Origin of the sequence: Phyllobacterium sp. SYP-B3895 (assembly GCF_009647635.1) — a bacterium.
Classification (GTDB): domain Bacteria; phylum Pseudomonadota; class Alphaproteobacteria; order Rhizobiales; family Rhizobiaceae; genus Phyllobacterium; species Phyllobacterium pellucidum.
On sequence record NZ_WJIG01000004.1, the window covers coordinates 22421 to 43804 of the forward strand.

Genomic DNA, 21384 nt, shown 5'->3' on the forward strand with positions numbered 1-21384 from the left:
ACTATTTCCTTCCGATTGCCACTTCGATAGTTCCTGGGGGCGGGAGTGAGCCATCGTCGGCAAATGGGCGCTGGACGAATGCTGCTTCTATTAGCCCAGCCGCTATACGCTCTGCGCTCGGTCGATCTTCTTTGTAAAAGTACATCACTTTGTCTGCACGAGAGCTTGCAAGTGTATTTCCGGATTTTACGACGTCGAGACCTTGGGCTCGGAGATTCCGCTCCAGAGTCGCCGCTCGTGTCCGCGAGGAATCGAGGTTGCTCGCAAAGCGCAGAATGACTCGGGGGACTGTATCTAAGGGCATAACGACGTCAGGCGACGCGGCGATCGTTCCTGTATACTGAGGCGCCTGTTTAGGCTGAAGGATGGACGGAGGCGTGTCGGTCGCTCGCGGTGGCGCATGAAGTACTTCACCGAACTGCTTTTCAAGGCGATCCAAGCCAGCATGATTGTCCGCCGCCTGCTGGCGCAGCTTCTCGATCTCGGCCGAGAATTCGGTCCTTTGGCGGTCGAGCGCGGCCGTATCCGGTGACGGCGCTGCTTCGCTCACCTGCGTCCGCAACTGCGCTACAGCCGCGCGGTCAGCGCTCGCCTGCTGTCGCAGCTTCTCGATTCCGGCCGCAAGTTCGGTCCTTTGTCGGTCGAGCGCGGCATCCGGCGCCGGCGCTGCTTCGCCCACCTGCGTCCGCAACTGCGCCACGGCCGCCCGGTCAGCACTCCCCTGCTGCCGCAGCTTCTCGATCTCGGCCGCGAATTGGGTCCTTTGGCGGTCGAGCGCGGCCGTATCCGGTGACGGCACTACTTCGCTCACCTGCGTCCGCAACTGCGCCACGGCCGCCCGGTCAGCGCTCGCCTGCTGTCGCAGCTTCTCGATCTCGGCCGCGAGTTCGGTCCTTTGGCGGTCGAGCACGGCCGCATCCGGTGACGGCGCTGCTTCGCTCACCTGCGTCCGCAACTGCGCCACGGCCGTCCGGTCAGCGCTCGCCTGCTGCCGCAGCTTCTCGATCTCGGCCGCGAGTTCGGTCCTTTGGCGGTCGAGCGCGGCATCCGGCGCCAGCGCTGCTTCGCTCACCTGCGTCCGCAACTGCGCCACGGCCGCGCGGTCAGCGCTCGCCTGCTGCCGCAGCTTCTCCATCTCGGCCGCGAGTTCGGTCCTTTGGCGGTCGAGCGCGGCGTCCGGCGCCGGCGCTGCGTCGCTCACTTGTGTCCGCAACTGCGCCACGGCCGTCCGGTCAGCGCCCGCCTCCTGCCGCAGCTTCTCCATATCGGCCGCGAGTTCGGTCCTTTGGCGGTCGAGCGCGGCATCCAGCGCCGGCACTGCTTCGCTCACCTGCGTCCGCAACTGCGCCAGGGCCGTGCGGTCAGCGCTCTCCTGCTGGCGCAGCTTCTCGAGTTCGGCCGCGAGCTCTGCCACCTGGCGATCGAGCCCGGCCGCATCTGAAGACGGCGCCCGGTCGGCACCCGCCTCCTGCCGCAGCTTCTTGATATCGGCCGCGAGTTCGGCCCGATGGCGGTCTAGGCCCGCCTCCTGCCGCAGCTTTTCGAGTTCGGTCCGTTGGCGGTCTTCGCCCGCCTGCTGCCGCAGCTTTTCGAGTTCGGCCGTGAGCTCTGCCAGCTGGCGATCGAGCCGGGTTGCATCCGACGACGACGACCGGCCAGTGCCCGCCTGCTGCCGCAGCTTCTCGAGTTCGGCCGCGAGTTTGGTCCTTTGGCGGTCGAGCGCGGCTTCATCCGATGCCGGCGTCCGGTCAGCGCCCGCCTGCTGCCGCAGCTTCTCGATATCGGCCGCGAGCTCTGCCAACTGGCGATCGAGCCCGGCCGCATTCGATGACGGCGCGCGGTCGGCTTCGCTCACCTGCGCCAGTTCCATCGGATCGGCGGTCGCCTGCTGCCGCGCTTTTTCGATCTCAGCTGTGGACGCCGTGTGTTCGTTCTTGAACTTTGCGATCAAAATGGTGTGGCGCTGGGAAGCGGCCTCGGTTGCCAACTTCGCTGGCTCGAACAGCCCGGCCGCAGTCGAAACCGTGATCGTCGCACCGATGATCAGCACACCAAGCGAGATTTTTTTTTGCCAGTTGACGCGAGACCAATCCCCGCCATTGGGCAACTCGGCGGGGCCGCTAGCAAGTGGAACCACAGCTGTGCGATCAAGCAAGGTGGAATCCACTTCAGCGACGGGCTGGTACTCTAAAGACAGTCGAGCCAGTTCGCCGAAATTCTCGCCTTTCACAATGCCCTCCCTAAGCGGACCACGTTCAAGTCTGAACGAAGCATGTTATAGAGAATACGCTGGATATCCACGCTTAGCACTTCATCTGTTCGGATAAGCCAGGCGGAAGTGCCATAGACTTCGCTGTCGTTGACCTCGATATCAAGACTGTTGAGCTTGAAGGCGAGACCGAAATAGCAGTGGTCCAGGCGGTCGATCTTGTCAGAGACTATCGTGGCGCCTTTTACATTGCCACTGAAGTCGGCGATCTCGTCGAGAAGCAAGGGGTTCATCCCCCGCAAGCTCCCAACGCCTAGAGGCACCTGTTCATGTCGATGCCGTGGCAATCGCTGTCTTCCGGATCGCAAAACTTGAGAAAGAATCGAGCTTCAAAGGCTTTATTGAGTAGATCGCGCCGAATGGTCGTCGTGCCTTTCTTTGCGAATATCTATTTTGCGGCACGCCTGATGCAGGCGGCCGGTTGAATAAAATTCAAGCTAACAGCCTAACAATATTAATTTAATACCGTTCACACCCATCAGCATTTAAGTTCAACTCGTCGGATGGTGTCTGAGCGCACCACGGGCAGACGTCTTTACGATTTGGAATAAGCCAATCGTCGCACTTCCAACCCGCAGCTCTCGCATCAGCGACAGCGCGGGAATGCCAGCCATTGGCAGCCTCAAAGTCGGATCTCACGCGGCATACGTCGCAAATGATGGTCACGCAGGTCATGCGGGTTCCTATTATCGGCAGCTTCAAACGACCGTTTTCCCTAATTTTCATGATAATACGTTAAGTGCAATCCGTGACGAATGGGGGAAATGGCTCCGGCGATTGTACGGTTCGTTGATAAAACAGACGCTTCGGTTTAAATGCGAATAGATTTCGAAGTTAAGGAAGGCGCCATTGTCCGCGTACGTCTTATGTTGCGGTCCACGCCGTAGCGATGGATCCGATCCGCATCTCGCGTATTTGCACAGCGGGCACATGTGGCCAGACGAGATCAGTTTTGTTTGTCGCTGTGGTTACCCTGAAGGGCCAGGTGTCGAAGAACAAACACAAGTGCGGCGTCAGCAACAAGGCCCCGCGTTGTGCCAGCCATCATTTCATAAGGACTGCCTCCCGTGATAGCCGATTTGTCGGGTAATTAGATTTTACGAATATCGGCGCGCCAGGGGGTTTTGCGGGTACCCAGCTTCTTTGCAATAGAACTGTCAGGCTTTGGCAGTGCAACTGTGCGCCGGTCGCTGCAACGTATGCTGCTCATCGCAATCGTTGCCCCTCTTCCGCAGATCCATCTAGAAAGGTTCCCAGTACTTACCTTCACCGGTGGTAAGATCGTTTTTACAATTTGAACGTTGGAGGAACGCTAATGCCTAACAACTTTCGCGAGGGAATCTATCGTGCCGAGTTTGATACACACTCAATGCAGGGAATTGGCTTGGTGGTTCTTAGAGACGGTCGCGTGTACGGTGGAGACACTTTGATTTATTACTTTGGGACCTACTCGCTTTCTGGAAATTTCATTACGGCCCAAGTTAAGGCCCGCCCATTTAAAGGAATGACCTCTGAAACCATTGCATCCGTATTTGGAGGCGATGAAAACGGGCTTGAACTGGTGGGCGAGATTAGGGGCGATCACATTTCTCTGAGCGGCAAATCTCAGAATTCTCTCGGCAACGACATAGAGATTAAGCTGAACTTTTTGCACGAGTGAAGTTACCGGCATAGCCGTAAGTATCTGCTTGGCCGCTTTCTCCATTGGCATTCCATCAACGCTGGCACAAACGATAAATATTACTGCCGAGATGGTTTCAGGCCGCTGGCTATTCTATACCTTTGCGGCAGTGGGGCTTGTTGTCACATCGTGGCTAGTCCTCATTTTTGGCACCGGGAGGTCACGGAACGAACTTGGAGCCTGTTCGTTGAGCGTGGAGAGAAACGGAGGACGTGCAATGGGTATCGAGCAAGCCCCTACGGAAAAAGGGAGGAAGGCTGCGCGAGGTTTGAGGAAGAGCGCGGCAGAAGATGAAAAGAAGGTGGAAGCCCAGAAAGGTTCAGACCTAGCCAAGGGCGCGGACCGTTTTGAGGAACGTTCTAAAAGCTCCGACGGGACTAGCGCGGGTACAAAACAGCGGCTCTAAGCTGACGTGACTTGGACGAACTCTCCGATAATACGATTACCATCGCGCATTGGACTGAACCGCCGATATGCAAACGACAGTCGAAAAGTCACGTGTACTCATCCGTACCTGAACACTATTTTGGACAGTCTTTGGCCGGCAAAGTCACTTGTTGCTGGGCATGGTGTGAATCCCGCCACCTGAATAGCACTGATTTTTGAGTCTCGCTTCGATGGTACACACCCTGCCGGTAAGGATCGGTCGCTAACCTGGTAATCGACCGCATCCGATCAGGAAGACGCCCAGCATTATTGTGACAACGACGGCGAAGAGAATTGTCTAATCGAGCGCGCTAGCATCGGCTTGCGCTCTTGGAACAGTGTTCTCTACCCCGCGTTGTTCGCTCAGTGCAAAGGAGAACCCAGATGAACAAGCTTGTAATGACTGTAGCTCTATTGATGATTTCAACGTCGACGTTTGCCCAGACCGCGGCTGAAAAGACCGGCGTCAACTCTCTGATCGGCGTGGCCCCCACAACGGAAGATTTCGTTACGGAAGCTGCCACCAGCGACATGTTTGAAATCGAGTCGAGTAAGCTCGCCGCGGAACGGGCTGACGATCCCACCAAGGTTTTCGCCAAGCAGATGATTGCGGACCATCAGAAGACGTCGGCGGAGCTGAAGCAGTTGGTTGACAGCGGGAAGGTCAAGGCCTCAATTCCGACGGCCATCACATCAGCGCAGAAAAGCACGCTTGATAAGCTCAACGGTCTGCAAGGTGAGGATTTCACCAAGCAGTATCACTCCGATCAGGTTTCGGCGCATAAAGACGCAGTTGACCTATTCAAGCGCTACGGCGAAGGCGGCGATAATCCCGACCTTAAGGCGTGGGCCGCTACGACAGAGCCGGCCTTGGAACATCATCTGATGATGGCCCAGGATCTCGATAAGTAAGCAACAACTGGAACCCAGGAAAGCGCTGGTCGCCATGAGCGGCGCAATCGGGTTAGTGGCCGATCCCCACTTAAGGCGACAGGGAACCTAAATCCTTTGCGGCTGTTGAGAAACAACAGCAACAGCCGGGGAGAAACCCAAATGTCAGATGACAAATTCAAGCAGGACAATCGAGACCGCGCCACAGTATCGGCAAGCGAGGACTACGAGGTGAACTACCTCATGACGAAACATGACATCAGCAGAGACCGAGCGCTTGAGCTGATCAAGAAGCACGGCGGCAGTCGCAAGAAGATCGAGAGCGAACTTGGAGGCCGCTGACCCATGGCCGCCTATGATCTGTTGTGGACGACGCTTCCAGTCTTGATCGCCGCCCTTCTCTCCTCCATTCCCGAGATCGGCCCACCCAAAAGTGGTCATCGTCATCTTGCTACTGAAGGACGGTAAAATGGAGTACCTTTGGTTTGCGGTGGTGTTTGGCGGCCCGATCGTCCTCGGCGCAATCCTTGCTTTGGGAATGATGAAGCGCCGGCGCCTTACCGCGCAAGAAAAGCAGGCCTCAAAAGAAGCAACCAGGAAGCTTTATCGCTCGGACGATTAGCAATTTTTTGCACCGAAAATCTTGACAGCGTTTCCTTCCATTACCAAATTTTTTCGCGGTCGGTTGCACGTCAGTGGACCGACGTCAGGGAGCGCCAAGCTTCTTGGCGCGCCTCATTTCTATGTTGCTCAAAGGAGGACCTAGCTATGAGAAGCAACGTCGATTTTTCCCCGTTCTACCGGTCGAGCGTCGGCTTTGACCGCATTTTCAATCTGCTCGAAAACTCCACTCAACCGCAAGGCTCGGACAGATGGCCCCCGTATGACATCGTCAAGCTTGGGGAGACAAATATCGCATCGTGATTGCTGTGGCCGGCTTCAGGCAAGATGACCTCGCCATCACCCATGAGCCAAATTTGCTAGTGGTCAAGGGTGACAAGTCCGTTGATGAAGAGCTGCAGTATCTTCACTATGGTCTGGCGCTAAGGCCCTTCGCCCACCGCTTCGAGCTTGCGGACCATGTGAGCGTTACCGATGCGCGTGTCGACAATGGTCTGCTGATCATCGATCTCAAAAAAGAGATCCCCGAGGAAATGAAGCCGCGTCGGATCGCGATCAGCGGATCCGCCAATACGATAGCCGGCGATAGTTCCAACCGGGTCAGCGACAATCGGGCTGCCTAGGAGTGGCTGCCTCCACCTCACCAACCGGCGGGGTGGGGGCGAACCGCGATTAATCCAGTTGGGGACATGAGCATTACGGCAAGGCTTTGGCATGGAGGGGCCTCGCTCACTGGAATGGTAGAGTTTCCAAGTCTGAGCCAAAACCTTATCAAGATTTTTGGACTGAGCGACCCGAATTGATTTCTGCGATCGTCGGTATCAATGCCAAAGGACATTGGCCGTGCACTGAGATCGCGCATGGTATCGCCGAACTCCCGTTCATTAACTCGGCATCGATCCGATCGTTTGATGAGCACACGATGCGTGTCCCTCGGATCAGTTGATGATTTCGCCTCGTTCGTCTGAGCGCAGTGTGGTCAGTCGTTCTTTCCATAACCGTAGTGCTTCGGGCGTCAATCTGGTCCAATGCGTGATTTCGTCGATGACCTTGAGCGGTGCGCTGCTGCGATACGACCGTGTGGGGTTGCCGGGAAATTTCTTGTCGGTCACGTTCGGGTCGTTCTCGAATGTCCCGGTCGGTTCTACGACGTAAACACGCGGGACTGCGCCGCCATTGCTGAGTTCAGCTGCGATCTCAGCGGCAAGTCCGGCACCGTCCACAATGGCAGTGAAGTAGATATGGTTCATCACCACTTCAGGTCGATAGTTCGACCGGTATCCTGCGGTGAGCAAATCACCAACGCGCAAATCCGCAATTGTGCCGTGAAAGAAGGGACCCTCATCCAGCGCTTCGGTCATCGTGATCCGGCGCGTGCCAGACGATCGATGGTAATCGGAAGGTGTCGCATCCTTTCTCCTGTCGCATGGAAGATTGCGTTCGCGATGGCAGGTGCCACGGCGACGACCCCGATTTCGCCGACGCCCTTCACGCCCAGTGGGCTAACCTCGGCATCCGTCTCGTCGACGAACACGACGTCTATCTCATAAACGTCGGCATTGGTAGGGATGTGATAGTCTGCGAAACCGTGTGCCATGCAGCGTCCGAGGTTGTGATCGTAGGCGGCGTCCTCGTGCAACGCCTTCCCAATCCCCATGACAGTTGCGCCGATGATCTGGCTGCGGGCAGTGTTGGGATTAAGAATGCGTCCGGCGGCTACGGCACATACGATGCGGGTGACACGCACCACTGATAGCTCCTCGTCGACCCGGACCTCGGCGAACACTGCCGCATGGGTGGCGCTGGAGAACTTTTTGCCAAACGGGAAGCTGAACATCGTGGCGGTTGCGCTCAGTTTGCGGCCGCGCTGCAGTTTCAACAAATCGATGAGAGCGGATGCAGAAAGTAGTTCGGCACCCTGCCCGCGCCCCAGAACGCCTGTATGCTTCGCCCGCGACCTGATCGTCGACTTGAGCTTGCGACAAGCGGACTGGACGGCAGCGCCAGACGTTGCTGCCGTCCATGAGCCGCCCTGAATTGGATTAAAGGGCAAGGCTGAATCTCCAAGCCGTATCACAACGCGGTCCATCGTCGTTTCAAGCGTGTCCGCTGCGATTTGACTTAGGATCGTGTAGGTACCGGTGCCGATGTCGGTGATGGATGATGTCACCTCGAACTTCCCGTCGCTCCTGACCATAACTTTTGCCCGCGCGGGCGCGGGTGACATTGCGGCCTCCCAAGCTCCTGTAGCCATGCCCCAACCGATCAGTTCTTTGTCCTCGCGCATCGACCGCGGTGCGCGACTGCGCTTGTGCCAGCCAAAGCGCTCGCTTCCCAGAGTATAGCATTCGCGTAGTGCCTTGCTGCTAAAGGGTCGATTTTCGCTCTGGTCCCGCTCCGTGTAGTTTGTGAGGCGCAGAGCCAGAGGATCCATATCGAGGGCGTAAGCCAGTTCGTCCATCGCGGATTCCAGCGCAAACATTCCGGTCGCCGCACCAGGAGCGCGCATGTCACAAGGCGAAACAGTGTCGAGTTTTGCCAGTTCGTAGGTAAGCTTGATGTTGTTGCACCGATAAAGGCTTGCAGAGAATAGTAGCATCGGATCCTGGGCATCCTCAAATTGCGAGGTGGCGGCCACGGCTCGATGCCTGACCGCCTGCAAACGGCCTTGCTCGTCGGCCGCAAGGGATACGGTTTGGACGGCGTTGGCGCGGTATCCGAGCGCAAACATGTGGTCGCGTGGCAGAACCAGTCGGACAGAGCGTTCGAGCGCCTTCGCCGCCATCACCGCCAGAAAGACCGATTGCTGTGGACGTAGACCAAGACCAAACGCACCGCCGACATAGCTGCTGACAACTCGCACTTTGCGTCCGATCAAGCGAAACGCGACCTTGAGGAAGAGCTCTACGCTCTTTGGGCTTTGCGTCTTGTCGTAAACAGTGACGATCTTGCCCCACTTCACCGTCGTTGCAAACAATTCCATGGGATGATGGTTTTCCGGAGAGGTGGTGTAGGTCGATTCGATTTTCAGGGGAGCAACTGCGAACGCCAGATCGGCGTCTCCTGTCGGATGGGGGACAGGGGCGACGCCGATCCGGCGTTTCCGCGGTTTGAACGCCGTTGATGCAGCGAGGTCGGTGGTGTGCTGCTCGGCTTTGTACGTCACGTTTACCAAAGCGGCCGCATCACGCGCAGCTTCGTAATTTTCAGCGATCACCAGCGCGACGGGTTGACCGCTGAAATACACGCGGTCATCGTATAACGGCACGAATGGCTTTCCCGGCGGACCCGCTGCATCCTTATAAAGAAATGAGACTGGCCAGAACCATGGGCGATTTTTGTGGGACAGAACCTCGACCACGCCCGGAAAACGTCTGGCTGCAGCGAGATCGATCGACAGTATTCGACCTTTCGCGATCGACGCCGTCACGACGTACGCATGCAGGAGATCGGGAATATTGTATTCGGCAGCATATTTGGCCTCGCCCCGAACCTTCTGTGGTCCGTCAACTCGGAGAATGCTCTTGCCCGTGACCGTCTGCTCTTGATCCATCTATACCTCAATGGAAACGCTTGTCGAACTGCGACTGAGGCGTTCGTGATGCGGCCTGTTCAAGCGCTCGAACGACCGTCCGATGGGCAAGGTCTATCTTGAAGTCGTTCTCAGACAATGCAACGGAGCCTGATAGCAGCATCGATGCGAACTGGTCGAAGTTCACACGAGACGCAGGCCGGCCGATCAACAGCGCTTCCGCCGCCGTGTTCCGCCACGGTTTGTGCGCGACGCCGCCCAAGGCGATGTGGGCCAACGAAACCGCGGCTTCGTCGTTGATCGTTAGCAACACCGCGGCCGAGACGATGGCAAAGGCGTAAGACAGGCGATCGCGGATCTTCAAATAGCTGTATCGATGATGCTCAAGCACCGGCGGTAACAAGATTTCAAGAATGACTTCGTCATCGAGCAGCGTCGTGTCTTTCTCAGGCGAGTCGCCTGGCAGTCGGTGAAAGTCAGCCAAGGGAATAGAGCGCACTCCATTGGGGCCTTGAACGATTATTGTCGCTCCGATTGCTGCGAGGGCAACGCACATGTCGGACGGGTGGGTGGCCACGCAAAGTTGGCTCGCGCCAAGTATGGCATGGTTGCGGTTTAGCCCTGTCCGAGCCGGACATCCGCTACCCGGCGCCCGTTTGTTGCAAGGAGTCAGCACGTCATAAAAATACGGGCAACGCGTTCTCTGCATGAGGTTGCCCCCGACCGTGGCCGCGTTGCGCAACTGGGCCGACGCGCCGGCGAAGATGGCGCTGGCTAGTAAAGGATAATGTCGCGCGATAAACGGGTGAATGGCAACCTCGGAGTTTGTCACGAGCGCGCCAACGCGCAATCCCCCATCGGCGGTTTCATTTATCTCACGGAGCGGCAAGTCGTTGATGTCGATAATGGTCGTCGGGGTCGATACGTCGTACTTCATCAAATCAATGAGGTTGGTGCCTCCGGCCAACAGTTTTGCGTCTGCATGGACGGAGAGACTTTCGATCGCCTGATCGATCGACACGGCTCGGACATATGTGAACTGCTTCATGGCAAAGAGTTCGCGTCGGGTGCCGCTGCCACGACTTCTTCGATCGCGTCCACGATCCCGATATAGGCACCACAGCGACAGAGATTACCACTCATGCCTTCGCGTATCTCGTCCCGCGTCTTCGCGATACCTTCCGAAATCAATCCGATGGCCGAGCATATTTGCCCGGGTGTACAGTATCCGCATTGGAGAGCGTCATGTTTCACGAACGCCGCCTGCAGGGGATGAAGCTGGTCGGGAGTTCCAATGCCTTCGATTGTTGTCACTACGGAGCCGCTGCGGCTAACGGCGAGCACCAGGCAACTGTTGATCCGAATACCGTTAATGAGCACGGTACACGCACCACATTGGCCATGATCGCACCCCTTCTTGGTGCCCGTAAGATCAAACTCCTCCCGTAGCAGATCAAGCAGCGTCACCCACGGCTCGATAGTAGCCACCCTTATGACGCCGTTGATGGTGTAGGCCACATGATGTGCTGTGTTTGGTGCGGGATCCATGATGTCACCGAAGCCCCATGCCCTTAATGTTCGCTTCCTTTGCAAACACTAGGCGCGGACTAACCCCGTGACAAGTTCGATCCACACAAGCAGGCTCTGGCCAAGGGCGATGAGAACAGAGTGAATTGACATACGGTTTCACATAGCTGGCAACGGAAGGAAATTTGCATAGTACAAAGTTGAGGGTGAGTTTCCGCTCAAGGACAACAACGGTAACTGCCCTGTGCCGCTTTGCGCCCGCGTACGGTCTTTCACACCACCTGCTTTTGTTCCGCTGGCGAAGCCGACGACAAGTGTCCGGTCTTTGTGCGACAAATTCCCGGGGTTCCGTGGAGGTTCCCATCGACCTGAAGGCCGTATCCAGCAAATCTGCCAGTCCCGCGTGCCCCCGGTGATGACAAAATGCGTGCAGAGCCCAGTTCTAAGTGGCTCTCGGCCCCTTTATCAACCATGTCGACATCTTGCCCTTGCCTTTGATTTCTATTGGCCCCCGTTCTTCAAAGTCAAAAAGACCCTCCACGCAGCGATACGTCTTGGGACACACTTGTATCCTGCCGGGGAGACCCGTCGATTCCATGCGCGACGCGACGTTAACGGCATCGCCCCAAACGTCGTAGAAGAACTTCTTCATTCCTACGACGCCTGCGACAACGGGTCCGGTGGAGATTCCAACGCGGATCGATACCGGTCGTCCATGTGCGTCGCGCATCCTGGAAGTAGCCTCGAGCATTTCGATCCCAAGTTGAACAATTGCGGCCGCATGGTCGGACCGCGAAACAGGTAAACCGCTTACCACCATATAGTTGTCACCCGTGGTCTTGATCTTCTCAAGATTGTGAAGCTCTACCAGCCCATCGAATTCCGTAAACACATCATTGAGAAAACTGACGAGCTCCATGGCCGAAACTTGGCCTGCCCCTTCGGTGAACCCCGCCATATCAGCAAATAGAATCGAAACGTGGTCATATCGGTCGGCAATTGTCTTGGATGCTCGAGCTTTGAGCCGATCCGCAATGGCAGAAGGCAAAATATTCTGAAGCAAGAGTTCGGATCGTTTATACTCAAACTCCGCCGCCGCCTCCGAGCGTGCCGCCTGAGATATAGCATAAAACACGACAGAGAACATAACGGCTCCGGTCCCCAGAACGCAAGCGACGAAGCTTGCTAGCATTGCAACCTCACTCAACCTGCCGCCATCATTGGGAGCAAAAATCTCTAGAGCGACGATGAATGCAAGGGCGATGATAGCGAGCACGAGCGACGGAAGAATTGGCGTGATCCCGAAGATAAGGGCTGCGCAGGCGGCAAACCCGAGGTAGTGAATCTGCATACCGCTGTCGGTGCCGAGCAAATAACACACGACGAAAGTGGCCGGATAGCTGACTGCGTAGAACGCAACTGGCGCTGCGAGAGAACCAAATCGATGCAGCAGCGGTATCCCTGCCACGATCGCGGCCATCGTGAAATCAATGTGGACAACGGCCGAAAGCTTTGGGTCATTGAAGTAATAAAGAGCGAACCCCAGCCACATCGGGGCAATGCTCCAGCACGCGAAGTTCAAAACCTGAAGTTGTCCTGCTACCTTCTTTGGATAAGGTGCGGTGCCGTAGCTGAGTGCTTGAAACAGGTACATTGCCTTAACCGATAAGAAGACCGGGCAGGGAATACAGCTGATCTCGGGCTTTTTCACCAACGACCACGCTAGGGGCTCATGAGGGAAGTCCTCCTACCTTAAGCAGTCGGTCTCGAGGTGGCATTAGCAAGGGTTGCGCGATAGAACGAAGCGGCGTGGTTTCGGCCCAGCATTCGCGGTATACTTTGCTGTCTGAATCGCGTGACGCCCTGCTTGGGAGATGTCAGGTGCGTTTAGCCTCGTTCTTCATTCCACTACACGGGTATTAAAAATCCTTATTGAGTACCGAGTTTAAGGGCTCTATTCTAAAGGGCGTTAGCTATTCACCTTAAAATTGCGGATGTTCCTCTTTAACTGATCTAGCATCAGTTGGAATAGTGGTCTGGTCCTTTGTTTGGTCTTTCGAAACACTTGCCGTTGTGATCTCTTTGTCGACGGAGGCGGAATGTCCCATACACTCGGCCGAAGCGGCCGACACAGTGAGCCCGCAAGCGGCGGCAAATACGAGAATTGTTCTCATCGTTCAACTCCTTGCTCTTGTGGTGCACAGGCAGAGTATCCGCTAATCGAAAGTTCATAAAATCACAGTTTATTGTTGGTAGGCATTCAAGATCGCGTCGGCTCGACGCCGTGGCCGTATCCCCCACGTCAATAAGCGTTGTTATTGCGCATGCAGTGCCGCAGCGTTTTTGATGAGGTCAGGCGGAATGCCCGCCAGCCCATTGTTCGGCGACCGCCTTCGGCTAACGCAGGTGTCGCGTGCATCCTTTTTGTGTCCTTGATCTTCTTTGACACTTGATAAGGACCCTTGTTGGAAGTCACTCCGAGAAATGTCGAGCAATGACAACTGCTCCGGCAACTCTCTGCCTCTTGTAAACGCCGAACAGTTTCCGGCTCCACTCAAGAAAGAGCCCATAGGGGCGACCCGAGGCCGTCAAAACGATAATGGCTGACCCCACAGCGGTGACAATTTGCATGATAGCCGCCCCGGCGAGTGCCAGGGTTGCGGAGTAGATCGGAACTTGAAACGTCACGAATGCGCTGATGTCGACCGCCGTCTTTTTAGCTGGGTTACCTGTCGGCGCATCAAACAGGGCGAAAAGCCAATCGCGATAAATCCCGTAAGGTCGGGCAGTGACAACAATAACGGGGATGGCAGCGAGCCGCGCCTGAAATACCTGTGATGGGGTCAGTCCAACGATGAAGAACTCGACCGCTATCCCAGCTACGGTTGAGAACACAATAAGGGCAAACGTATCTGCAAAGAATTGTCTCATTTTAGCCGTCCATATCATCCAACTCCTGTCCCAATAGGACTGAGCCGTACGGTTCGATAAAACGCTGCTCAACTAGTGAGCACGCTACAACCAATTCATTGTTGCCGCGAATGCTTGAGACCTTTGATTTTACCATTACTGACACATAATGTGCCGGTGGACAGGGATAGTTACTACCGATGACCCGGCGCGCTACTACGACGTTGAGTTGAATGACGACACCTTGCTGCCGCTTACGGGATCACGCGTGGGTTCGATGCGCTATGTCGACTGGCTGTCCCGCTCTATGGCTGATTAGGGGAAAATGAAATGAACCACCGGACAGCCGGATGCACAGTATCTGTCGCTCGTCTCGTGGCTGGAGTTCAGCAGATTAGTAAGATCAACATACGTCCGACGGTCGGTGGCCGAGTACTCGACGCTGACCACCATGAACGTTTTGTTGATAGCATCATCATAATCTGCGGTCATAACCTGCCGATGGGAAATTTATTGATGCAATCAACAATCGAACTCCGCCGTTTCAATTCCTTCTATATCGCAAAGTTCGGACTGCTGGACGAGCGTTATGCCAAGAGCGGTCATACAATTGCACTGCATAAGGTCGCTTCACAAATCGCGGCTGCAGGGACAACAACCGCTACCCAGCTTGCGTCCGTCCTGGGCATGGATAAGGCGCAGATCAGTCGCATTCTTTCACGAATGCTCTCGCTTGGCCTTATCGATAAAACGGTAGACAAATGGAACCTCAAATCGCAGCTGATTCAGCTGTCCGACCGCGGGCGCACCGTTCTTGACGACCTTGAGCGCGAGGCGGAAGCAGCACTGGAGGCCGTGGTCGGTAAGCGATCCGCCACAGGGCGACGCCGTCTGCTCGAAGCAACGCAGGAAATAACATCGTTCCTTGGAAACTACGGATACACCGGCGACGGCACAACGATTGTCCGGGATATCCGACAGGGCGAGGCAGGCTGGGTGATTTACCGGCATGCAACTATCTTTGCCAGGGATTTTCCCAAATCTCCTCACCCGGAGGCTCGGCTTATCGCAGATTTCGCGAACATGGGAGCTGGCGCTGGCCAGCAGAGCGATTGTGTAAAGGTCGCTTTAAGAGACGGCGATATTGTGGGTTGGGTGTTCGTTCGGAGCCGGAAGCGATCGGCCGAACTCATGCATTTGTGTGTCGAACCCACCTCCCGCAAAATCGGCGTCGGTACAAAATTGCTTCAAGCAGCGCTTGCTGGCTGTGCCTCCGGAGTGAAAACGCTGTCGGCAAGAGCCGACTCACACCCCGACTTTTCGGTCAGGTTTTTTGAGAAGAGTGGTTTTCACCTATCCCGCACGCCAAGTTCGGGAAAGCGACTTTACGTGAAAACGATGGAAGGTCGTTAGAACACGACTGCCAGCGCGTTGTTTCCCGCACCTGCGGCCCATTGGAAGAGCGTATGAACCTCTGACGCGACAGCGGGATCAGGGCACACGCGACATATTTCACGAGCAAGGGCTCAGCCGCTCAACGTCAAAATCGTCGCTGCTACTATTGTGGATATCCGGTTCACGCAAATGACAGGATGGCGGTACGGACGAGACTTCGACATCGTGGCGGCTGCTTGTACTCGGCACCGTCGCCGTACTGCTATGAAACCGGAATGCTTCGGAGCCTTTGTCCGGCAGAGTGAGCTCTGGTCGTTGGCATTGGCCGTACGCGGAACATCGTTCCGAGTTCTGCGATCGGACTGCGACGAGCTTGGGCACTTATCCTGTTCCCAGAAGAACCAGGATTATGGCCAGACGATTACTGGGCTAAGGCCCATCGCATCTTAGACTGATCCCTCTCTGGCACCTGGCACAATACGGTTGCGCCGGCAGCGGTATCGCATCAACCTTGAACGGTACCCGTAACAACAGTGATAACCCCGAGACTCCAATGGCAAAATCTGCTCCACTACATACCAGCAAGACTAAAGGCGACTACATTATCTACGTGAGCGAAGCATATGGACTGAACTCAGATTGGATGCCGACTCCTCGCTACCATTCCGGTACGATCTTGTTTGAAGAACCCGGCGGCAAGACTCACCACACTCAAGTGAACCGAGCCACCCTGAAGCTAAGAAAGCGCCACTTCTGTGTACCCGATAATGCAGCCGCCGACGCCAAGGCCCGCGCTGCCGAACACAAGCGCTATGTCCATGCTCTAGAACTCTATCGGGAATACTACAGGCGAACTGGGCAACGTTACGAGGTGGTGCGTGAGGCGGACCCGTCCCTCCCCTATCTACCGCAAGGTCTCAGCGAAGCGTGACACGTACGTCCCTTCGCTGAATGCTGTCCGCCACAAACTTCTCGCGGAGCTGTTTGATGGGACACGCCGTTAGCGACCCTCGTGCGGGAGCATGGCAGCCAGGTATCTGCGGCCGACGCTGTCTAACTGTGCGTGGGCTGGTCTGCACCTGCGACTCGAACCGGGTCGCCGCGTGGGTGCACCGATCAGCCATGCGGCAACAAAAACCAACAAGAGACTAAGCAAGGACCGGAATTGCTGACCCGGCGCTTATCTCCGAGGTCGGGGCTCCCAAGCGCCGACCTCCATTCATTCCATCAAAGGAGATTGAATTCTGGACATTACGAATATTCACCACCAGGAACTTGTGACGGAAGCTTTGACCAGCTTGCGGCGACAGCCCGTTCTGACCGATGGCGCGCCCCCGCTGCTCAGCGCTTGACTCCTTGACCGAAACACCGCTCCGGCAAAGGACTAGTATCTTTTATGAGGTTTCTATGAGCCGATGGCCGATGTACTTTGCGCTGCGTTTCCATCGAGAACGCTTTCGCCCGGCGCTCGGAGCTTCACAACACCATGCGCGCCGGGCTTTTTTGCAACTTACGTTAATAGGGCAAAGACGACCCCGATGGCTTCAGGGTAAACCCCGATTGCCGTCCACCGTATTTGCACTTAAATTTCCAGCACAGCATAGGGCCTCCCCACCCAAACCTGCTCCCACACCCGCTACTGCCTCTTCCAAGTCGCAGTGGCGGTTTTTGCTCCCGATAAGTACGGAAGCCGAGCGTTCAAAGTTGGCCGGTTCCAACCCGAAGCATCATTAGAAAGCAGCAAGACGCATGGTATCCTAAAAACCGCGAGCCGATACCGGCCCGGCACCGTGCGAAAGGACGCCGTAATGTGGCCGATGATGGAGAGTGCTTCATATGGCGATCGAAAGACCACGGAGACCATCCGGCCACAAGGACCGATTAAGCGACTGTCAGAGGGCGATCGAAGATAGTTGCTCGAACTTTTCGGTGAGGCTGTGCGGCCGGATGGACCGAAGATGAAGTGTTTGCTGCCATCATCGGTGTTGCTGACACCACCCCAACTCGCGATGCATCGTGATCAATTCTTATCCGTAGGGACACAATTACGAAAGGCAATGACGAAGCGCGATCTTTCGGCGGTTCAGACAAAACAGTCAGCACCAAAAAAATATTTCAATTGGGGCAATTTGGAGTCATATAATTTGGTTGAACAGACTAGCAAGGGCTAGTTCTCGCGCCACCTACTTGGGGGTGTATGATGAGCCGAAGACTCGACGGGAAATTAGAGTGCGAGGAATGCCAAACGATCTACATGAGCCTTCCCAAAATCGACGCAGGTGACGGACCAGTCTTTTGCAGCGATTGCGGCGCATACATGGGTCGCTGGCGCGATGTTGAAGCTGAATTTGTTGCTCAAAGAGGTCGCAGCGGCGTCTTCGAACTCTCAAATGGCCAAATTATCCGGATAGACTAGACCGGGTTTGGATGCTGGTCGATTAGTTACTTATCCACTCTGCGCCCAACTTGGAAAACGCCGCTGTGAACACTGGTCCAATATGTTTCTATGGCGCTTATGGTCGCCGAAGACCTCGCTCGTAGACGAGTTGACAGCGAAGGGTGGGAGCAGGCTTGACTGCACACGCGCTATCCCAGGTTAGGCGATCAGATGGCAAGCCGAAAACGAACAGCCGATGGCTAATGATTTTATCCAACGGCAATTGCAGCGAATTTGCGATGAATAGTTCGGACCGATAGCGAAGCCAGTCGCACCGCAACCGGTATAGATGTTCGTGCCCGCGGTCAGCGCCGTGCAGACAACGCCGACCGCATAGTGGCATGGCCTATTTGTATAGGATCGCCACCGGGTCTAATGTGGATTTGTGAACACGGGCTCCATAACATTGCTGGAATTGTGGTGCATCATTCAATCCGCGAAGGGAGCGGTTCATCTTAGCCGTCACCACGTGCCCTGCTGCACTGCCTCCGGATACACAGATGTCTGAGTTTAAAAATCAGGTCAGGTCGTTGCGGCGGAAATTCTCCGCTCGTGGGGTGTCGGTGCAGTACGAAAAGCAAATTACATCGGGCAAGGGCCGGGTCATAAGCGGTGGCCGCCTGCGCGGCTTCACATTTCGACTGATCTCCTCCTTTCTTTCAGGAAGAAACGACGGAAATCGCGACGATTAGTGCCTCCACAGGAAGGCTCATACTCGGCTTGGATTTAGCCAGTTAGATTGCACGCAATTGATCGGCGGACATCTTACCGGACCTTTTGTCTTGAACGATTTCGTAGCTTATTTTCTGCCCATCGTTGAGTTCGCGCAGCCCGGCGCGCTCGACCGCCGAAACATGCACGAACACGTCTGTGCCCCCGCTATCAGGCTGAATGAAGCCGAAGCCCTTCTGCGAATTAAACCATTTAACTGTACCAGTAGCCATGTGGCATCCCCTCCGTTGAAACGACACCGTAACGAGGGTAACAGTAAGGATCAAGCCGTAGCATTAGTGACGACTTGGGTATCCATGCCGGCGGGCGACTAATTCTGAACATCGAAAACACCCAAGCTGCGGGCTCCTCCGAAATCGATTTTCTGTTCGACACCTTCGATTTTGTTGATACCATCAACTGATCTCGCTTTTGGGGTGCGTTGCGTATCGGGAGCTAGCCTGCGGATAAAAGGGTCCGTGGGAAGATCGAGGGACGGGTCAGGCGCAAGATAGCCCCTGTTGGCCTGAATCTGCTTTTCGATTGGCCGATATAGGAGGCTGCGGCCCTGCATTTTCTTGTTTCAGTCTGGTGACGTACGGGAACTGGAGTAACATCACACGCTCGAATTAACGTGACGCAAACACGCAAGATTTGGAGATCAAATTATGAGCACAGCAACGCCGGAACATATCATGCAAATTGGTATGGGCTTTTGGGCATCCAAGACGCTTTTGAGTGCTGTCGAACTGGGCCTATTCAGTACTTTGACAAATGCGCCGGCGGACCTGGCGACGCTCCAAAGAAAGCTTTCGCTGCATCAGCGTTCAGCCCGAGACTTTCTCGATGCGCTGGTGGCACTCAAATTGCTGGAGCGCGAGAACGGCATCTACCGCAACACCGCAGACACGGATCTGTTTCTCGATCGGGCCAAGCCATCCTATATCGGCGGTATCCTGGAGATGGCAAATGCCCGGCTCTATGGCTTTTGGGGATCGCTCACAGAAGCCTTGCGCACCGGTGAATTGCAGAACGAGGCGAAGGGCGGAGGAGAAAACTTCTTTGCGGCCATTTATGCCGAACCGGAACGATTGCGGGGATTCCTGAGCGCGATGAGCGGCATAAGCGCGGGGGCCGCGCACGCCATTGCCGCCAAGTTCCCATGGAATAATTACAAAACCTTCATGGATCTGGGGGCAGCTCAGGGTATGGTACCCGCTATTCTTTCCCACGCCCATCCGCACCTCAGCGGCATCGGTTTCGACCTTCCCGCGGCAAGGCCCGTCTTCGAAGAATTTATCGCTGACCGCGGGGTGAAGGACCGGGCGGTTTCAAGGAGGAAATTTCTTTGAAGACGCCCTGCCGAAAGTCGATGTGATCATCATGGGCCACATCCTGCATGATTGGGACCTCGCGGAGAAGAAATTGCTTCTCGGCAAAGCGTTTGATGCTCTTCCAAAAGGCGGCGCAGTCGTTGTTTATGATGCCGTCATAGATGACGATCGGCGCGAAAACGCTTTCGGTCTTATGATGAGTTTGAATATGCTGATCGAAACTGCTGGTGGGTTTGACTACACAGGAGAAGACTGCCAAGCGTGGATGCGGGAAATCGGATTCTCACAAACGCGGGTTGAGCCTCTTGTCGGTCCGGATTCGATGGTGATCGGATTGAAGTAGCTCAAGTTGCAGGTACGGAGCCTAAGCTTCGGTCGGCGAACAGGAGTGGCTGTCGAATGGGCGGGAGATGAGGTCTTTGCTGTCATTGTGCGGACGATCACTCTCCTGGAGGGCTGCGTCGCAAGTTCGCTGACAAAGGTGCGGTCTAGCTTGATCTTAGTAAACGGAATCGTTTCGAGCAAGCGCACGTTCGAATAGCCCGTGCCGAAGTTGTCGACGAATGAGCAGCAAACCACTCCGCAGACCCCTTGTTGTAGATCAGGTAGAGCCTGCCATCGATGATTTAAAAGGCTTCGGGATCCGTGTTGACCGGGACCGCCCCATGCGCAACCTCGCCCGCGCAGTATCCGCCATATTGCGGCGCATACTTGAGTGGCTCGCTGATGAGCGTCGCGGTGCTCGGCAGGGGTTCCAAGCCATTCATAGGAGAATTTCTCCGAGCCTTTTACCGTCGTTGAAATACGCGACGGTGTCATACCCCATGATTGCCACTTCGCCAAAGTACTTTGTGTTGACCGAGTCGTCGGCAAACGCCGCCGGGCACCGATGAGCGCTGACAGAACGCAAGCGGCCTGAGCTTCCTCCTGTAAAATGGATGGCCATGCATTTCACATAGTCTTGGTCATCGCCGGGCGCAGACTGCAGCGTGCTGCTGTACAACCGGACGATATCCGTCTTTCCCTTGGAAAGTGCGCGTGATTTGTGCACAGCAATACATGAAAATAGTTCGCCGATTGTATTTTGAAGTAGGTAATCAACGAGAGATGCCTACAACGAGCCCATTGCCTGGACGTCGATCGACAAGTTCTGTGAAGGCCGGTAGACGGGCGACAGATTTCCAGAAAATCGATTCAACGGGTAACGCCGTTTACATGAGTAATGGGGGGGAATAGCGGCCAACTTGGCAAACACCGTTGTGCTGGAAGCCCGTTGGAAATGAAGCTGGCGTTGCCAAGCAATGTTCAGCAATCGTCGTCAGCGGCCGCTGCGCCATCCGCGAGGTGCAGCTTGCGGCGAAACCCAAAGTTTGTTTTTGTATACTTTTCGATGAGATCATCGAAGACTTCATAAGATGCCCGGACATCAAATCCCTGCTTGTCCAGCTTTTCGACGATGCGGTCGACCAACTGCTCGAGATCAGCCCTTCGGTCAAGGGCTACGCTGCGTGTGATGATCTCGTAGAGCAAAATGCGCGCGATATCGTCACGACCGGGACGGCGCTGCTGTCTCAACCGCGCGCGGTAGGCCTGTTGCCGCTCCCGCTGCTCGCGTATACGTCTGTCGACCGGTCTGCGCATTTTATCTCC

General features: G+C 55.7%; 21 protein-coding genes and 2 pseudogenes. 10 read left to right on the plus strand and 13 right to left on the minus strand.

Going from position 1 to position 21384, the window contains the following annotated elements; genetic code table 11:
• Position 1: 1 nt before the first annotated feature.
• Positions 2 to 2230, minus strand: a complete 2229-nt coding sequence (locus GF108_RS17740; protein WP_153669579.1) for a hypothetical protein — start codon at positions 2228 to 2230, stop codon at positions 2 to 4.
• Positions 2227 to 2502, minus strand: a complete 276-nt coding sequence (locus GF108_RS17745; protein ID WP_153669581.1) for a hypothetical protein — start codon at positions 2500 to 2502, stop codon at positions 2227 to 2229. Before GF108_RS17745 ends, GF108_RS17740 begins: the two co-directional genes overlap by 4 nt.
• A 1082-nt stretch (positions 2503 to 3584) precedes the next feature.
• Here GF108_RS17745 and GF108_RS17750 point away from each other — a divergent pair.
• From GF108_RS17750 to GF108_RS17775, 6 genes and pseudogenes are all read left to right on the plus strand, one after another.
• On the plus strand, positions 3585 to 3929 hold the full coding sequence (locus tag GF108_RS17750; protein WP_153669583.1) for a GrlR family regulatory protein: 345 nt from the start codon (positions 3585 to 3587) through the stop codon (positions 3927 to 3929).
• A gap of 238 nt (positions 3930 to 4167) precedes the next feature.
• Complete coding sequence (locus GF108_RS22515; RefSeq protein WP_027232346.1) at positions 4168 to 4356, plus strand: hypothetical protein; 189 nt, start codon at positions 4168 to 4170, stop codon at positions 4354 to 4356.
• A 404-nt stretch (positions 4357 to 4760) separates the two neighbouring features.
• A complete protein-coding gene (locus GF108_RS17760) occupies positions 4761 to 5288 on the plus strand; it encodes a DUF4142 domain-containing protein (protein WP_153669585.1) in 528 nt (175 codons plus the stop codon).
• Positions 5289 to 5429: 141 nt separating this feature from the next.
• Positions 5430 to 5609, plus strand: a complete 180-nt coding sequence (locus GF108_RS17765) for a DUF3606 domain-containing protein (protein ID WP_153669587.1) — start codon at positions 5430 to 5432, stop codon at positions 5607 to 5609.
• Positions 5610 to 5700: 91 nt separating this feature from the next.
• Entirely contained in the window at positions 5701 to 5889 is a 189-nt protein-coding gene (locus GF108_RS17770; RefSeq protein WP_153669589.1) for a hypothetical protein, read from the plus strand.
• Between the two features lie 146 nt (positions 5890 to 6035).
• Positions 6036 to 6511: pseudogene (locus GF108_RS17775) on the plus strand (Hsp20 family protein).
• Between the two features lie 315 nt (positions 6512 to 6826).
• Here GF108_RS17775 and arr read toward each other — a convergent pair.
• From arr to alaE, 7 genes and pseudogenes are all read right to left on the minus strand, one after another.
• On the minus strand, positions 6827 to 7249 hold the full coding sequence (arr, locus tag GF108_RS17780) for an NAD(+)--rifampin ADP-ribosyltransferase (protein ID WP_113281215.1): 423 nt from the start codon (positions 7247 to 7249) through the stop codon (positions 6827 to 6829).
• A complete protein-coding gene (locus GF108_RS17785) occupies positions 7246 to 9441 on the minus strand; it encodes a xanthine dehydrogenase family protein molybdopterin-binding subunit (protein WP_153669591.1) in 2196 nt (731 codons plus the stop codon). Before GF108_RS17785 ends, arr begins: the two co-directional genes overlap by 4 nt.
• Before the next feature lie 7 nt (positions 9442 to 9448).
• Entirely contained in the window at positions 9449 to 10468 is a 1020-nt protein-coding gene (locus GF108_RS17790; protein ID WP_153669593.1) for a xanthine dehydrogenase family protein subunit M, read from the minus strand.
• Positions 10465 to 10968 (minus strand): (2Fe-2S)-binding protein, encoded by a 504-nt coding sequence (locus GF108_RS17795; RefSeq protein WP_153669594.1) that lies wholly within the window; start codon positions 10966 to 10968, stop codon positions 10465 to 10467. Before GF108_RS17795 ends, GF108_RS17790 begins: the two co-directional genes overlap by 4 nt.
• Positions 10969 to 11238: 270 nt before the next feature.
• A pseudogene (locus GF108_RS22520) lies at positions 11239 to 11362 on the minus strand (nuclear transport factor 2 family protein); the annotation flags it as partial.
• Between the two features lie 27 nt (positions 11363 to 11389).
• The gene (locus tag GF108_RS17805) at positions 11390 to 12658 is read right to left on the minus strand and encodes an adenylate/guanylate cyclase domain-containing protein (protein ID WP_370462220.1); all 1269 of its coding nucleotides are present in this window, start codon (positions 12656 to 12658) and stop codon (positions 11390 to 11392) included.
• A gap of 761 nt (positions 12659 to 13419) precedes the next feature.
• Positions 13420 to 13878 carry an L-alanine exporter AlaE gene (gene alaE / locus GF108_RS17810; protein WP_172982670.1) on the minus strand — a complete coding sequence of 153 codons (459 nt, stop codon included), beginning with the start codon at positions 13876 to 13878 and terminating at the stop codon, positions 13420 to 13422.
• Positions 13879 to 14187: 309 nt separating this feature from the next.
• Between alaE and GF108_RS17815 the strand changes: the two genes are divergently transcribed.
• Both GF108_RS17815 and GF108_RS17820 read left to right on the plus strand, forming a co-directional pair.
• Positions 14188 to 15270 (plus strand): helix-turn-helix domain-containing GNAT family N-acetyltransferase, encoded by a 1083-nt coding sequence (locus GF108_RS17815; protein ID WP_153669598.1) that lies wholly within the window; start codon positions 14188 to 14190, stop codon positions 15268 to 15270.
• A 535-nt stretch (positions 15271 to 15805) separates the two neighbouring features.
• A complete protein-coding gene (locus tag GF108_RS17820; protein WP_153669600.1) occupies positions 15806 to 16183 on the plus strand; it encodes a hypothetical protein in 378 nt (125 codons plus the stop codon).
• Between the two features lie 2240 nt (positions 16184 to 18423).
• On the opposite strand, the gene GF108_RS17830 is transcribed toward GF108_RS17820, so the two are convergent.
• On the minus strand, positions 18424 to 18633 hold the full coding sequence (locus GF108_RS17830) for a cold-shock protein (protein WP_153669603.1): 210 nt from the start codon (positions 18631 to 18633) through the stop codon (positions 18424 to 18426).
• Between the two features lie 435 nt (positions 18634 to 19068).
• Here GF108_RS17830 and GF108_RS17835 point away from each other — a divergent pair, with 435 nt between their 5' ends.
• Positions 19069 to 19752 (plus strand): methyltransferase dimerization domain-containing protein, encoded by a 684-nt coding sequence (locus GF108_RS17835; RefSeq protein ID WP_370462221.1) that lies wholly within the window; start codon positions 19069 to 19071, stop codon positions 19750 to 19752.
• 31 nt (positions 19753 to 19783) lie between these two features.
• The gene (locus tag GF108_RS22780) at positions 19784 to 20077 is read left to right on the plus strand and encodes a methyltransferase (protein ID WP_370462222.1); all 294 of its coding nucleotides are present in this window, start codon (positions 19784 to 19786) and stop codon (positions 20075 to 20077) included.
• Here the strand turns inward: GF108_RS22780 and GF108_RS22525 are convergent.
• The 3 genes from GF108_RS22525 to GF108_RS17845 form a co-directional block, all read right to left on the minus strand.
• Positions 19972 to 20313: an EAL domain-containing protein gene (locus GF108_RS22525; RefSeq protein WP_370462250.1), complete on the minus strand. Its 342-nt coding sequence runs from the start codon at positions 20311 to 20313 to the stop codon at positions 19972 to 19974. The two genes, GF108_RS22780 and GF108_RS22525, sit on opposite strands and share 106 nt — an antisense overlap.
• A gap of 47 nt (positions 20314 to 20360) precedes the next feature.
• Positions 20361 to 20501 (minus strand): hypothetical protein, encoded by a 141-nt coding sequence (locus tag GF108_RS22630; RefSeq protein ID WP_304608911.1) that lies wholly within the window; start codon positions 20499 to 20501, stop codon positions 20361 to 20363.
• A 538-nt stretch (positions 20502 to 21039) separates the two neighbouring features.
• A complete protein-coding gene (locus tag GF108_RS17845; RefSeq protein WP_153669606.1) occupies positions 21040 to 21375 on the minus strand; it encodes a hypothetical protein in 336 nt (111 codons plus the stop codon).
• Between the last annotated feature and the right edge of the window lie 9 nt (positions 21376 to 21384).